The 15812-nt window shown below is 37.7% G+C and carries 14 protein-coding genes; 2 read left to right on the top strand and 12 right to left on the bottom strand.

The features are described from left to right. Positions 1 to 59: 59 nt before the first annotated feature. The 4 genes from BCR25_RS02310 to BCR25_RS02295 form a co-directional block, all read right to left on the bottom strand. Positions 60 to 1241: an AI-2E family transporter gene (locus BCR25_RS02310; protein WP_069661978.1), complete on the bottom strand. Its 1182-nt coding sequence runs from the start codon at positions 1239 to 1241 to the stop codon at positions 60 to 62. Between the two features lie 132 nt (positions 1242 to 1373). Next, entirely contained in the window at positions 1374 to 3062 is a 1689-nt protein-coding gene (locus BCR25_RS02305) for a ribonuclease J (RefSeq protein WP_069661977.1), read from the bottom strand. Positions 3063 to 3093: 31 nt separating this feature from the next. Further along, positions 3094 to 3966 (bottom strand): 4-hydroxy-tetrahydrodipicolinate synthase, encoded by an 873-nt coding sequence (dapA, locus tag BCR25_RS02300; protein ID WP_069661976.1) that lies wholly within the window; start codon positions 3964 to 3966, stop codon positions 3094 to 3096. 131 nt (positions 3967 to 4097) lie between these two features. Then, positions 4098 to 5153, bottom strand: coding sequence for an aspartate-semialdehyde dehydrogenase (locus tag BCR25_RS02295; protein ID WP_069661975.1), 1056 nt, complete (start codon positions 5151 to 5153; stop codon positions 4098 to 4100). A gap of 257 nt (positions 5154 to 5410) precedes the next feature. Between BCR25_RS02295 and BCR25_RS02290 the strand changes: the two genes are divergently transcribed. Both BCR25_RS02290 and BCR25_RS02285 read left to right on the top strand, forming a co-directional pair. Further along, the gene (locus BCR25_RS02290; protein ID WP_069661974.1) at positions 5411 to 7051 is read left to right on the top strand and encodes an alpha-keto acid decarboxylase family protein; all 1641 of its coding nucleotides are present in this window, start codon (positions 5411 to 5413) and stop codon (positions 7049 to 7051) included. A gap of 102 nt (positions 7052 to 7153) precedes the next feature. Then, positions 7154 to 7612 (top strand): S-ribosylhomocysteine lyase, encoded by a 459-nt coding sequence (locus BCR25_RS02285; RefSeq protein WP_010760946.1) that lies wholly within the window; start codon positions 7154 to 7156, stop codon positions 7610 to 7612. 73 nt (positions 7613 to 7685) lie between these two features. Here BCR25_RS02285 and BCR25_RS02280 read toward each other — a convergent pair whose 3' ends face one another. From BCR25_RS02280 to BCR25_RS02245, 8 genes are all read right to left on the bottom strand, one after another. Then, entirely contained in the window at positions 7686 to 8504 is an 819-nt protein-coding gene (locus BCR25_RS02280; RefSeq protein WP_069662128.1) for a ZIP family metal transporter, read from the bottom strand. Positions 8505 to 8688: 184 nt separating this feature from the next. Continuing rightward, a complete protein-coding gene (locus BCR25_RS02275; RefSeq protein WP_069661973.1) occupies positions 8689 to 9672 on the bottom strand; it encodes an aldo/keto reductase in 984 nt (327 codons plus the stop codon). A 288-nt stretch (positions 9673 to 9960) separates the two neighbouring features. Next, positions 9961 to 10215, bottom strand: coding sequence for a CsbD family protein (locus tag BCR25_RS02270; RefSeq protein WP_069661972.1), 255 nt, complete (start codon positions 10213 to 10215; stop codon positions 9961 to 9963). 98 nt (positions 10216 to 10313) lie between these two features. Beyond that, positions 10314 to 10922 (bottom strand): alpha/beta hydrolase, encoded by a 609-nt coding sequence (locus tag BCR25_RS02265; protein ID WP_069661971.1) that lies wholly within the window; start codon positions 10920 to 10922, stop codon positions 10314 to 10316. 140 nt (positions 10923 to 11062) lie between these two features. Beyond that, the gene (locus tag BCR25_RS02260) at positions 11063 to 11893 is read right to left on the bottom strand and encodes a class I SAM-dependent methyltransferase (protein ID WP_069661970.1); all 831 of its coding nucleotides are present in this window, start codon (positions 11891 to 11893) and stop codon (positions 11063 to 11065) included. Positions 11894 to 12195: 302 nt separating this feature from the next. Next, positions 12196 to 13071 (bottom strand): fructokinase ScrK, encoded by an 876-nt coding sequence (gene scrK, locus BCR25_RS02255; protein WP_069661969.1) that lies wholly within the window; start codon positions 13069 to 13071, stop codon positions 12196 to 12198. A gap of 41 nt (positions 13072 to 13112) precedes the next feature. After that, positions 13113 to 14159, bottom strand: a complete 1047-nt coding sequence (locus BCR25_RS02250) for an aldose epimerase family protein (RefSeq protein WP_211272475.1) — start codon at positions 14157 to 14159, stop codon at positions 13113 to 13115. Positions 14160 to 14376: 217 nt separating this feature from the next. Next, positions 14377 to 15801 (bottom strand): 6-phospho-beta-glucosidase, encoded by a 1425-nt coding sequence (locus BCR25_RS02245; RefSeq protein ID WP_069661967.1) that lies wholly within the window; start codon positions 15799 to 15801, stop codon positions 14377 to 14379. Between the last annotated feature and the right edge of the window lie 11 nt (positions 15802 to 15812).

Below are 15812 nucleotides of genomic sequence, written 5' to 3'. Positions count from 1 at the left end.
CAAAAGAAAAAAGCTGATTCTTCTATCCTCTTTACGAGTTTATCGAATCAGCTTTATTTTTATTCGTCCAAATATTCTTCTTTAGAGAACTCAGTATCTTCGTATTCTCCACTATCGCCATAATACTGATTATAGCGCTGTTTGAATTTACGGAATATATAAGTGACTAATACTTTAGCGATGGCATAAATAGGAATACCAAATATCAAACCAAACATGCCCAACAAATCACCCATAACTAATAAAACAATCACAATGGTCAGTGGGTGAACGACCAGCCGTTTGCCCATAACCTGTGGAGCAATCAGATGTCCATTCAACATTTGAACGATCATCCAAACAATACTCATTTTAATAAACATACCAAACGAAACCATTAAGGCAACGATTGCTGCTGGAATAAAGGCAATCACAGGACCAATATATGGAATCACTGCCGTAACACCAACAATGATCGATAAAGTTCCCGAATAAGGAACCTTGATCAGCCAAAAACCAATAAATGTCAGTATGCCGATCGCAATCGATACAAGAATTTGTCCTTTCAAATAAGCGCCCACCTGGCTGCTCATCGTAGCACCGATTTCTTTTGCATCCTTTCTAAAACGCGGCGGTATAATACTCAATACAAAAGAAAAAAACTTTTGATCATCTTTCAATAAAAAGAAGGTGATAATCGGTGCGGTTACCATTACAAGCGCGAATCCAGTCAATGTAGAAAACACCGTCGAAGCTCCTTCAACTGCTTTTGAAAAATAGCTGCCAATTTTGTCAGATACATTGTCAAACCAGTTTTGGATACTTGCCAGTGCATTTGCCATAGGCTTTTCAAACGCTGAATTGTGGAAAAAATCCGTTACCATTTTATTAAGATCGTCCATATATTGAGGAAAACTTTTCACTAAGCCATCCACTTGTTTTTGAATGATCGGCACTACCAAAATGATGCCCACAACGAGCAATGTGATCAATACCACAAAAATAGCCGAAACACCGTATACTCGCTTGATCTTATGTTTTTCTAACCAATTTACAACAGGATTGAATAAATAATATAAAATTAATGCTAAAATCGTTGGACCGATTATTGTTTTAAATACGACGCCAATTGGGCCGAAGATAAATCCAACTTGATGAAAAATAAAAATAACCGCTCCTAATAATAGTAAAGCGACTAGCGTAAATAAAAGATTTTTTCCCCCAAGAAATTTGATCCAACGTGTTTCTTGTTTCTTTTCCAAATTTATCCCTCCTAACATCACTTTTATTGTATCGAAAAATAATAATTCTGTAAAAAAAGTCGATCAGCTTTTCTAAGATGATAAACAAAAATCACTCAGCCATTTTTGCAGCGACTGAGTGATTTATACCTGTTAATTTGATGCCTTACGCCCTTTTCGCTGCGTTGCTTCCATGATCACTGGTAAGATCACTGGACGGCGTTTGGTTTGCTCAAACAAGTAACGGCTTAATTGCTCACGAATATCTTGTTTTAGCTTGCTCCATTCAAAGTCGCTACTTTCAAGATGCTTTTCAACGATTTCTGTTACGATGTTGCTGCTTTCTTTCATCAAATCTTTACTTGTTTTAACATAAACAAAGCCTCTTGATGTAATTTTAGCAGGCGAAACAATCCGTTTTTCACGGCGATTGATCGTTACAACAGCTACAAAAATGCCATCTTCAGATAAAATTCTACGGTCACGGAGGACAATATTTCCAATATCTCCAACACCGATTCCGTCGATCATAATATTTTCAGCCGTCGTGCTGCCAGAGACCGTCATTTTATTCTTCGAATATTCAAGGATATCTCCTCGACCAGTAATGAAAATATTTTTATATGGAATACCTAATTCATGAGCCAAATCAGCATGCGCTGCTAATTGACGATATTCTCCTTGAACTGGAATAAAGTATTTTGGCTTGATCAAGTTCAACATCAACTGTAGATCTGTTGGACTAGCATGTCCTGATACACGCATATTATCTGAAATTTGTTTGACAACACCACCTGCACGGTAAACAATGTCTTCTGTTTTAGCCACAGCTGTTTCCATTGCTGTTGTTGGTGTAGTGGTAATGTAAACTAGATCGCCTTCTTGAATCTTAATGGTACGATGAGTTTTATTTGCCATCTTTTGCAATGATTTGATTGGTTCTCCCATTGCTCCTGTTTCCAAAATGATCAACTGATCTGCTTGATATTTTTTCATATCTTTGACACTGATGATCAAGTCTTCACTTGGTAATTTCAACTTATCCAGCTTGATTGCTGTGTTGATGATCCGTTGAAAATCTTGTCCTGTCAATACAATTTTACGATCAGAACGGTACGCTGCATCTAAAATTTGTTGCACACGTTGTAAATTACTGGCAACGCAAGCTACAATGATACGGCCTTCCCAATAACGGATCGTATCGAAGACTTCATCCGCAATTTGCAGTTCAGAAACAACTTGTGAAGGGTTTTCTGCATTAGAAGAATCACTCAATAAAGCTAAAACTCCTTCATTGCCAATCTCAGCTAAACGGCCAAAATCAGTTTGGTACATTGGAATAGCACTTTGATCAAATTTAAAATCACCTGTATAGACAATATTGCCTGCTTTGGTTTTCAAATTGATCCCGATCGATTCTGGAATCGTATGTGTTGTTCGGAAAAAACTGATCGTTGCATGAGCAAAATCAATTTCAGTATGAGCGTCCACTACATGGAAATCATCAAAATCTTTTGACCCAGCATGATCTCCAACATTTAATTTTGCTAACTCGATCGTTAGCTCTGTACCGAATACCGGTACATGAACTTTGGCTAATAGATATGGTAATGCTCCAATCGCATCGGCATGACCATGTGTTAAGAAAACACCAGCAACACGATCAATATTTTCCTCCAAATACGTAAAGTCTGGAATAACCACATCAATTCCCAGTAGTTCATTTTCTGGATATTTTAATCCGCAATCCAGCACAAAAATTTCATCTTCCACTTCTGCGATATACATATTTTTACCATTTTCACGAACGCCGCCTAAGGGAACGATTTTTATTGCACTCACTAGTTTCACCTCTCTATATTCTCACACAAGATCAAAGATCAAGTATGCTTAAAATTTTCGCCTTTTCTTCAGAAGTACATGATACAAGAGGTAAACGTAAATCACCGACAGCTATGCCTAAATGATTCAAAACAGCTTTGACTGGAGCAGGAGATGGCACTGAAAACAGAGCATTCATTTTAGGCAATAACTGCCGTTGAATCGCTGCTGCTTTTTTTATTTCTCCTTGATCCAATGCTTGATACATGTTGTACATTTCAGTACCAAAAACATGACTAGCTACTGAAATGACCCCTTGTCCGCCTATCGCTTTATTTGAAAAAGCTAAGGAATCTTCTCCAGTATACACTAAAAAGTCTTTTGGTGCTTTCTCAACCAACTCTGTTAACGCATCTAAGCCAAAACATTCTTTGATCGCAACGATATTTTTTAGTTCTGCTAAACGCAAACTTGTTGCTACATCAAGGCTGGCGACTGTTCTTCCCGGAACATTGTATAAAATGATCGGTAGATCGCTAGCTTCGGCAATTGCTTTGAAATGTTGATATAAGCCCTCTTGATTTGGTTTATTATAATAAGGAACGACTGCCAAACCAGCATCAATTCCTCTAATTGCTGAAATCTCTTTAACAAATTCTACAGAATCTCGTGTGTCATTGGTTCCCACACCACAGATAATCGGTACTCGACCATCGACTAAACGAATCACTTCATTGAATAATTCAATTTCTTCATCGTGAGTCAAAGTCGGTGATTCTCCAGTCGTCCCTGCTAAAATAATTCCTTCTGTATGATTATCAAGCAGATGATTAACCAATTGAGGCAATCTAGAAAAATCGATTGCACCATTTTCGTCAAAAGGTGTGACCATAGCTGTGATGATCGTTGCATTTTCTAAATTCATACTTACTTCCTCCTAATTTAAAAGTGGAACAGGCTCGTCAAGCTCTAACTGAAAAATCGATTGAGACGCTTTTTGTCTCACTCTATTTTTATCTTTTTTCCGAAGAGCTAGCCTGTGCAGCTGAGTTATCCTTAAACCTTCACCAAATCCATCGCATGTAGTGTTTCGGCAATCTGAACTGAGTTCCAAGCGGCTCCCTTTAATAAGTTGTCCGATACGACCCACATATGGAATCCTTTTTCGATATCAATATCTTTACGAATCCGTCCAACAAATGTTTCCTTTCGGTCAATACTCATCAATGCTTGTGGATAGACTTGTTGACTCGGATCATCTTGTAAAACTGCACCTGGTGCCGTTTCGATTAGCTTTTTGATCTTAGCAACATCCGCACCATCTTCTTTAACTTCAATATATACTGATTCAGAATGTCCAGATAGAACTGGAATACGCACACAAGTCGCAACAACTTTGATGCCGTCATCTTCCATGATCTTTTTGGTTTCGTTGATCATTTTCCATTCTTCGTAAGTGTAATCATCGTCAGAGAATACATCGATTTGAGGCAATGCATTGAAAGCGATCGGATAATGCTTTTTATCTCCGCCACATGGCAAAATATTGGCTGCCAACTTTTCAGCAGGTGTGCCATTAATATATTCTGTTGCTTGTGTTTTTAGCTCTTCCATTGCATGGATACCCGCTCCGCTGACTGCTTGATAAGTGGAGACGATCAAGCGATCTAGTCCATAGGCCTTGCGAATCGGTTCAAGCGCCACCATCAGTTGGATCGTTGAGCAGTTTGGATTTGCTATAATTCCTTTATGACGTTTCAATGCGTCTGGATTGACCTCTGGAACTACCAAAGGAACATCTGGGTCCATTCTAAAATGACTCGTATTATCAACGACGACAGCACCACGCTTTACTGCCTCCGGAGCAAACTGTTTAGATATGCTGCCACCCGCACTGAACAAGGCAATATCGATTCCTTCAAATGATTCGGGGACTAATTCTTCGATTACGAGTGTTTGTCCCTTAAATGTTCGTTCTTTTCCCGCAGAACGCTTAGATGCTAAAAGTTTGACTTGATTCAATGGCAACGTAGACTCCGCTAACATTTCGATCATTTTTGTACCAACAGCGCCTGTCGCTCCTACCACGGCAACATTATACTTTTCTTTCATACTTATTAATCTCCTCTCATCTTCCTGAAGAAAGTTGCTTTTTCCATTTTACCATAGTATTGTCTATTACTACATAGGAAGTAAAGTGATTTTGGTTTATTTTATCAAAAAAGTTCTCCCTGTAACAGATGTATAAATTCAAATAGTCATTTAATCATTTTGTTATCATTCGAGCAGGATGATCGACTAAATCTCTCAAGCGTCCTATACTTTTTTTGCAGCTTATCCTGCGGTTAAATGTTAAGGAGGATGTTTTGATGTATACTGTGGCAGATTATTTACTTGATCGATTAAAGGAGTTAGGGATCGATGATATTTTTGGTGTCCCTGGCGACTATAATTTAAAATTTTTAGACCAAATCACTGCTAGAAAAGACTTAAAATGGATTGGAAATGCAAATGAATTAAACGCTGCTTACATGGCAGACGGCTATGCCCGAACGAATGGTCTTTCAGCCTTTGTTACTACCTTTGGTGTTGGAGAATTAAGTGCCATCAATGGCTTAGCGGGCAGCTACGCTGAAAATGTTCCAGTCATAGAAATCGTTGGCTCTCCAACTACAAAAGTTCAAGAAGCAAAAAAACTAGTTCACCATACCTTAGGTGATGGCGATTTTATGCACTTTGAAAAAATGCATGATGAAATAACAGCCGCTGTCGCTCATTTAACAATAGAAAATGCGTTAACAGAAATCGATCGGGTTTTACAGGTTGCTCTCACTCAAAAAAGACCTGTTTACCTTAATTTACCGATTGATGTAGCAGAAAGTGAAGCGACAAAGCCGGTTCACGCTCTAATTAAAGCGTCTAGAGAAGAAGATTTTTCAGATCTTTTAAAAACAATCTCAGAGCATTTACAGCGTTCTGTATCACCGATAGTCATTGCTGGACATGAGCTATTGAGCTGGCAACTTGAACAACCATTGGCAGCATTCATTCAAAAATTTAATTTGCCGATCACAAGTCTTCCTTTGGGCAAAAGCGCTTTTAACGAAGAAGATCCTCACTATCTGGGAACATACTCTGGCTCGACAACTGCTGAACCCTTAAAAAATCGCGTTGATTCAGCTGATTTTATTTTACTTTTAGGTGCAAAACTGACAGATTCCGCTACCTCAGGATTCAGCTTTGGTTTTTCAGAACAACAGATGATCTCTATTGGTTGCGATGAAGTTTCTCTCTTTGGGACAAAGGAAAAGGGAATACAATTGGACCAATTTCTTCCTACTTTAATGAATTTGTCCTATGAAGGATATAGTGGCGAGCTGCTTCCTATGATCCATGCAGCCAGAGAAGAGGAAATCAATGATACATTGACACAGAAAACCTTATGGTCGTCAATCGAATCCTTTTTAATCCCTGGAGATATCGTGGCCGCTGAACAAGGAACTTCCTTTTTTGGTATGACAAATGTTGCATTAAAAAAGGATATGTTCTTTATTGGACAACCTTTATGGGGATCAATCGGCTACACTTTTCCCGCTGTTATAGGCAGTCAGCTTGCCAAACCTGCCAATCGACATATTTTATTTATCGGTGACGGTTCGCTACAACTCACTGTTCAAGAATTAGGAACAGCTATTAGAGAAAAAATAACGCCGATCATTTTTGTGCTGAACAACAACGGCTACACTGTCGAACGTGAAATCCACGGGGAGCAAGAGCCTTATAATGATATTCCTATGTGGGATTATCAACATCTACCTTTTGTATTTGGTGGAACGAATGATTCTGTTGCGACCTATAAAGTAAGAACAGTCAATGATTTAAATGAAGCCCTGATTGCAGCCCGTAAAGAGACAGAGAAACTACAATGGATCGAAGTTATCTTGGATCAAAAGGATGCACCCGAATTGTTAAAAAAACTAGCCAAAATTTTCGCCAAACAAAATTCTTAGTATTCGTTCCTGTATTCGTTTCAAAATATGAATCTATTGACTTTTAGCTTTGTTTTGTTATAGTTAATAGCGACATTTACTGAATTTGAAGGAGTGAATACGATGGCACGTGTTGAAAGTTTTGAATTAGATCATAATACTGTTAAAGCCCCTTATGTACGCTTAGCAGGAACAGAAAAAAATGGTGAAGCTTTAATCGAAAAATACGATCTACGTTTCTTACAACCAAATGAAGATGAATTACCTACGGCTGCGGTTCATACATTAGAACATTTATTAGCCGTAAACTTACGCGATCATTTAGAAGGAATCATTGATATTTCACCAATGGGCTGCCGTACTGGCTTTTACATGATCATGTGGAATGAACATTCACCAAAAGAAATTCGTGATGCTTTGGTGAAAGTATTGAACTTTATTGTTGAAACAGATTTTGTTCCAGCTGTATCTGCAAAGGAATGCGGAAATTACAAAGATCATTCTTTATTCTCCGCACAAGAATACGCAAAAATCGTTTTAGAAAAAGGAATCAGTTTAGATCCGTTTGAACGGATCCTATAATAAAAACATACTAAGATTTAGAGACCTTATACGCTTTTAGCGTAGCTTCCTCTAATCTTAGTATGTTTCTTTTTTACCCTAGAGCCACATCTAAAATCATCATGATAATAAAACCAAGCATTACACCGAATACAGCAAAATGTCGTTTACTAGTCACTGTTTGCTGTGCCTCTGGTATCAATTCTTCTACGACTACATAAATCATAGCTCCTGCTGCAAAGGCTAACGCATAGGGTAACAACAGAGTTACCTTCGTCACCAAAATCGCGCCAATCATCCCTGCAATAGGTTCGACGATCCCCGAAGCTTGCCCATAAAGAAAGGCTTTTTTCCGACTTAAATTTTCTTGTCGTAACGGAATCGACACGGCAGCCCCTTCTGGAAAATTCTGAATGCCAATTCCTAAGGCAACTGAAATTGCAGCTAAAACTGCTTTTGTTGGATCATCTGCCGAATTAGCCGCTCCAAAGGCAACGCCGACAGCCAATCCTTCTGGAATATTGTGTAGTGTGATCGAGAAAACTAATAATATCGTTCGCTTTAAATGACTCGGTAAACCTTCTTTTTCATGATTCGGCCCAAAATGCATATGAGGCAACGTCTTATCAGCAATGTATAAAAATAGCCCGCCTAAACCAAAGCCAAAGCTCACTACTAACCACGCAATACTCCCATTTTCTTCTGCTTGTTTGATTGCCGGATCAAGTAATGACCAAAAACTTGCTGCAATCATCACACCAGAAGCAAACCCTAACATCATATTCAAAATATCTTTTTTGATTTCTTTGAAAAAGAAAACCAACGCTGCGCCCAAAGCAGTCATAAAATAAGTAAATCCTGTACCCACTAACGCTTGCTGCCACGCTTCTAAAGACAATAGCCAATCAACGATTGCAAACACCTCATTTTCCCAAAATACATTTCTCCCCTTAACTTTATCATATCTATGATTTTATGACCATGACTAATATTAAAATGCTTTCATTTTGGGAAAAATTGGATAAGCAGCCTTCTTACTCTCATGATGAGATAGTTGTTATTACTTAGATACAGTTAGCACTGACTGCTATTGACTATTAACGACCCGTTCTTTTTTTCTCCGATTCTGGATAGCGGTCGCCGACGATTTGGATTTGTTTCAAGGCTTGATCGATTATTTTTCTTTCAGAATCAGAAAAAATAATCTCATTAGCTTCAATATTTTCTTTTAAACGGCTTTTTCTAGTTGTTCCAGGAATCGGTACGATCCACGGCTTTTGATCAAGAATCCATGCAATAGCGATTTGAGCTGTCGTTGCTTGCTTCTCATCAGCAATTTTTTTCATAAAATCAAGTAAAACCTGATTTGCTTCCATTGCTTCTTTGGTAAATCTTGGAAGTTGGCCACGGTTATCATTTTCAGTAAAATGTGCCTGTTTATCTAATGTTCCTGTGAGGTACCCTCTACCAAGTGGACTGTATGCAACTAGCCCGATTTTTAATTCTTCCAAAACAGAAAAAATTTCTTTTTCGACCTCCCGCCACCAAATAGAATACTCACTCTCAACAGCAGCTAACGGCTCTACACTATGCGCCCGACGGATAGTTTCAGCACTAGCTTCTGACAAACCCCAATGTAAAATTTTCCCCTCTTTTTTAAGTTTTTGAATTGTTTCAGCTACGTCTTCAATAGGAATAGTCGAATCAATTCGATGGATGTAATATAAATCAATATAATCTGTTTTTAACCGCTTCAACGAACCCTCTACAGCTGCCTTGATTACTTCTGGGCTACTATCCGGCTCATTATTCAACCCATCAATTCGAAAACCACCTTTTGTAGCGATTTGAATTTCATTTCTTTTACCGACTAACGCCTCTCCAACTAATTCCTCATTCGTATATGGACCATAAACTTCAGCAGTATCAAACATCGTGATCCCTAAATCAACAGCTTCATGAACAAGTTGAATCATTTCATTTCTGTCTTTAACAGGTCCTCGGTGATAATTCAAGCCCATACACCCAAATCCTAATTCTGATGTGATTAGTCCATTTTTACCAAGTTGTCTTTTTTTCATAACGTTCTTCGTCCTTTCTTTTCATTCATCTCTTGCCTCAGTCTTCAACATAAAAAATTTTACCGTTCTTATAAAACCTTACACCTTATACTTAACTCTAAGTCAAGTCTTCTTAAAAAAACAAAGCATAGCTATTTCACTCACGTATTAAGTTTTCTTCCCAATATAAATAAAAAGACTAAGACATAACTGGAATCGTTATGTCTTAGCCTTTTAAAGCTGAATAGAGAATGGGACTTATCGCCTCATTAGTGTTTATCCCATTCTCATTTTAGCAGCTTATTTTATTTATTTATCATCATGTTTATGGAATTTTTCTTTGATATCTTCAAAACCTTCTTTGATCTTGTCGCCAAGACTTTCAGCGCCTTCTTTGATATCATCACCGGCATCACGAGCTTTACTTTTTGCATCTGCAAATGTTGATTGCGCTTTGCCTTCTAATTCTTTTCCTTTGTCATCGGTTACTTTACCTTGAGCTTCTTTAGCTGTTCCTTCAACTTTGTCTTTTGCATCATTTATGCGTCCATTTAAATCTGCCATGTGAAAATCCCTCCTAGTTAATTTATACTACATAACTAGCATAGCACCATTATTTAACTGCTACAACTATTTAGCTTCTCCTTTTAGCATTGGTCGAGTTATTTATTGTCCAATGTAGAGAGCCATTTTTTCGCATGCTCAACTTCTTCCATCGTTACTTGATGACCTGAATTTTTTTTTTGGACCGTGACATCAAATGTATGTTTTTCTAATTGGAAAATCAACTGATCTGACGCCTCTTTTGATACAATTGGATCATTTTCACTGGTCGATAGCCAAATAGTTCCTTCATTCACTTGTGCTAGATTCGTGTCCACGCCAAGCGACATTGGGTGAAATAAAATGGCTCGTTTAATTGATGCTTCTCGTTCCATCATCATATGAGCGCCAATATTTGCCCCATTTGAATAACCCACGATGATCCAACTCTCTAAAGGAATCCCCTTCGTTTCACTAATAGCAGTAATTTCTGCTAAAAGATGATCCGTTTCTTTTTCTAAACTTTCCAAATCAAATTGATTTAGTCCATTTCGTTTAAAATAGCGATTCATGCCATCTTCTTGAATCGTTCCCCGAAGAGAGAGAATTGTCGCATTCGCGTCTAAAAAGCGTGCAATTTCAATCAACGAGTGTTCATCACCGCCTGTGCCATGAAGCAATAGAAGGTTCTTTCCTTCCTTGGTACCATGTTCAAAGATATAATGCATATTCTCCACCTGCTTTTATGTTTAATAAAAAGATACGCCAAAAACGCTTACTATTAGTAAGTGTTTTTATGATAACATTGTTCGTTTCAAATGTCACTAAAGATGCTAACGATTAGCTAAATCATTACTCCTTTTGTCGACTATTTTTCAACGATCAATGCAAGTGTTTCACTTCTTTTATCATATGGCGTTCCTTTTACATCACTAAACAGCTTATAATTCTTAAAACCATTCTCTAAAAATTCCTGAGCCAAGCTTTCGACTGTAAAATAGGTCATCCATAAATGATAGGTCTTTAGATCTTGTTCGGTAATAATTGTTACTTGTTCTAGTGTGATATGCTTAGGATATTTTATATTTTTGTTTAAACATAGATACAGCTCTTTAGCCCAAAAACCATTTCTCTCTGAATATTCCCAGACCTGCTGTTCTTGAAAACAATCATATTTTTCTATAGAAAATACATCCAATAAAAACGTTCCATTTGGTTTCAAATGATCATAGATTTTCTTCACAAGTTTTTTTCTTTCCTCTTTCGACAAAACACCATAGTCACAATAGATCATCGTGATAAGATCGAATTTCGTTGGTAGATCCATATTTAAATAGTTTTGATTCAAATAAGTGATGTCCATTTTTTTGTTCTCTGCATTTCTTTTTGCATAATCTATAGAGCGTTTTGAACTATCGATTCCTGTCACTTGGTACCCTGCTTCTGTAAAAAGTTCTGTATAGATTCCAGGTCCACAGCCAATATCCAGTAGCGCTTCATTTTCAACTGGTGGTAGAATAGTCTTTATCCATTGCACAGATTGGTTAATAAAACTCATATTTCTACTGGCTCCATCAAAATCAGGTGTAAGATGATTTCTCAGCATTTGTTTTGAAATATACTCATCCTCCCAAAAAAGAGCTTCTGTTTTTTCATATACTTTCGGTTTGTTCAACATAGCATAACGATTTTTTAGCATATATTATTCTCCCTTTCAATTATTGATAATTAAAATAAAAAAAGCCGTAGATTTTACTCTACAGCTTTTTACACAAAATGAGCCTTTATGAGTAAAGTAAAACCAATTAGTAAGCAAAACAAATAGAACTGCCAAAACAGTCTGTTTGTTTTTTAGAATTGATTTTATTTACTCTGTTCCAGTCATATCCACATCACTGACTATCTAATGTCTGATATGCCGAATGCTCATCACCTATCTCTTTAATTATCATTTTTACTATATCATTTCCCATGTTATTCGTCAAAACTGTTTAGATGTCTTTATTGTGCTTCATATGCTTCTTTGGCCAAAGCCAAACACCCAATCGTTCCTGGATCATCTTCTAATTTTGGCGTTACAATATAGTCTTTCAACGGCGGTGTTTTTACATACCCATTTACTAATTTTTCAAACTCATCATGAACTTTTTCCATCATGTGCCGTTGCTTCATGACGCCACCACCAAAAATAATCACATCTGGCGCCAACATCAACGTCGTATTGTACGCTGCCTGTGCAATATAATAAGCTTCGATTTCCCAGATTGGATCATCACTACTTAGTTCTTGACCTTTTGTTCCCGTTCGTTTTTCAATTGCTGGACCTGCGGCAATCCCTTCTAAGCAATCTCCATGAAACGGACACCAGCCTTCAAACTGATCTTCAGGATGTCGTCTAACAATCATATGACCCATTTCAGGATGACTAAATCCTTCAATAAATTTGCCCTTTTGAATGGCACCCGCACCCACTCCTGTACCAATTGTATAATAGACACAGCTCGATAGACCTTTCGCACTTCCTGCCACATATTCGCCATAAGCCGCTGCATTTACATCTGTTGTCCATGCAATCGGTAGTGGAAAATGTTTTTTCATTTCTCCTACAAAATCGTAATCCTGCCATGCCAATTTTGGTGTGGAAGTAATATGCCCATAAGTCGGCGATTCAGGATGAATATCGATGGGTCCAAAAGAACCAATACCGATTGCTTTTAACTCATACTGCTTGAAAAAATCGATCACTAATGCCATCGTTTCTTCTGGAGTTGTTGTCGGAAAGCTCACTCTTTTTTTGATTTCAAGCGCCTCTGTCCCAACAGCACATACAAATTTCGTTCCACCCGCTTCGATACTACCTAAAAGTTTTTCTGTCATGTTCATTGCTCCCTACTGTTTTTATTTAAATAAAATGGCTCTTATTCTTGATTGATTTTGAAAATCGTCCGACTTTTGAAAGGTGTATCAGGATATAAAATAATATCACCGAATCCTTCAAACTCGATCGCACCTGGACTCACTTGCGTTTCTAATGTGATTCCGCCATGATTCGCCAACTGTTCTCCTCGAACAACCGGTCCATCTTCGCCAAATTGTGCAGTAAAAATCACGACAGCTGGACGATCTGTATACATTTCTATAGAAAGATCGTCATTTGGCGCAGTTATGACTGCTTGTGGGCGATCGAACCCTGTATGATTTAAAATAAATGGATGATCCAACCCATTGACTAAGACATTTTGCTCGTATGTTGTTTCTAAAACTTGATTTAAAGCAGCTGAATGAGTAAAGTCAAACGGTGTCCCCTCAACCTTTCTTAGTTCACCTGTCGCAGTCGTATCATCAGCAACAACAGCAAATCGATCTGCATCAACAACTAATTTATGGTCAGCAATCGATTTTGTTACATCACCTGTTAAGTTAAAATAAACATGATTGGTTGGATTATATAATGTCGGTAAATCAGTTGTCGCTTGATAATCGATCAACCATTCATTTTCATTTGTTAACGTGTAGGTTATATCAGCTTTCAACGTTCCAGGAAAACCGTTTTCTCCATCTTCACTTACATAAGAAAAGATGATTGAAACTTGCTCATCTGTTTTTACTATCTCGCTTTGCCAGATTTTCGTTTCAAAACTTTCCGCTCCTCCGTGTAACACGTGGCCATTTTTAGGATCGACTGGAAGCTGATAATTTTGATCATCGATCGCAAACGAGCCATGTTTGATTCTGCCAGCTACTCGACCAATACTTGCACCAAAATAGATATCTTTGTCATAATATTCCTTCGCAGAATCAAAGCCTAAAACGATGTTTCTTTTTTCACCATTGACCGGAACGATCAAATCAACGATTCTTGCACCTAAATCGGTTACATTCATCGTCACGCCATGATCATTCGTAAGCGAATACAAAATACTCTTCTCACCAAATTCTTTTTGAGTAACGTTCAATATCTCCATTCCTCTCCGTTAATCTTAATTGATCAATTGAATGAACTAAGACTATTTTATCATTTTTTATCTTAAAATTTCACTTTTATGTATATTTGTCTGATTTTCCTATAAATTCGGCAAAATGCACATCCCTTTAATCAAAATATGTTCATAAAAAAGACCTCACTCACATTAGAGAAAGGTCTTATAACTCTATTATCCAGCAGCTCCAACTGACAGAATCCTACAAACTATCACCATTTGATGCGATCACTTTTTTATACCAGTCAAATGATTTTTTCTTTGATCGTTTCAAGGTTCCTTTTCCTTCATCATCACGATCCACATAAATAAATCCATAGCGCTTACTCATTTGTCCTGTACTAGCTGCAACTAAATCAATACAGCCCCAAGTCGTATAGCCGAGCAATTCTACCCCATCGATTTCTACAGCATCCTTAAATGATTGTATGTGCTTTTTCAAATAATCAATACGATAGTCGTCTTCAACATAACCGTTCTTGTCTGGAGAATCCACTGCACCTAAGCCATTTTCTACAATAAATAAAGGCTTTTGATAGCGATCATACAGCTGATTTAATGAATTTCTTAGTCCCAGCGGATCAATTTGCCAGCCCCATTCTGTTGAAGGTAGATAGTCATTTTTGATCGAGGGGAATAGATTTCCAGTAGCTTGCGCATAATCTTCTGGATTTGCACTAACAGTCCGCGAACAATAATAAGAAAAAGTTACGAAATCTACTGGTGAAGCAGCAAGAATGTCTTTATCACCACTCTCCATTTGAATCGTCAAACCTTCACGTTCGAACTTTTTCAGTGCATAGTTCGGGTATTTCCCACGCGCTTGCACATCAATAAAGAAATAGCCTTCTCGATCGCGATTAATAGCTTCTTGATAATCTTCTGGACGACATGTATATGGATAATGACTTCCTCCAGCCAGCATACAGCCAACTTTATTTTCATGATCAACTTCATGTGCAATTTTAGTTGCCAATGCACTAGCAACTAATTGATGATGAGCTGCTTGATACTTGATTTCTTGTTTATTGTCGCCTTCTTTAAAAACGATCCCTCCGCCAACAAAAGGTTGATGCAGTAAAATGTTAATTTCATTGATCGTTAGCCAGTATTTTACGAGTCCTTTGTAACGCTTGATCACTGTTTCTGCATAATGAGCATAAAAATCAACTAAACGCCGATTTCTCCATCCACCGTATTCTTTGATTAGGTGAACAGGGACATCAAAGTGAGCTATCGTCACTAATGGTTCAATAGTATGCTTTCTCAATTCCTTAAAAATAGTTTCGTAAAACAGCAAACCCGCTTCATTTGGTTCTTCTTCATCGCCATTAGGAAAGATGCGCGACCACGAGAGTGACATACGGTATACTTTAAATCCCATTTCTGCAAATAATTGAATATCTTCCATGTAGTGTTGATACATATCGATAGCCACTTTTGCCGGATAATAGTAGCCTTCTTTCCATTCCAGCATTTCCAACTCACCAGCAGCTACTTTCTTTCTGTCTGGACCAGTCGGTAAAAGATCTACATTCGATAATCCTCGTCCTCCTTCAAGTACGCCTCCTTCCGCTTGATTGGCAGCTGTTGCGCCGCCCCATAAAAAATTTTTATCTAAAGTCATTTCCAATCGCT

The sequence above is a fragment of the Enterococcus termitis genome (assembly GCF_001730305.1).
GTDB classification, from domain to species: domain Bacteria; phylum Bacillota; class Bacilli; order Lactobacillales; family Enterococcaceae; genus Enterococcus_L; species Enterococcus_L termitis.
Note: the sequence above shows the minus strand (reverse complement) of the source record. Positions and strands in the feature narration are given on the sequence as shown.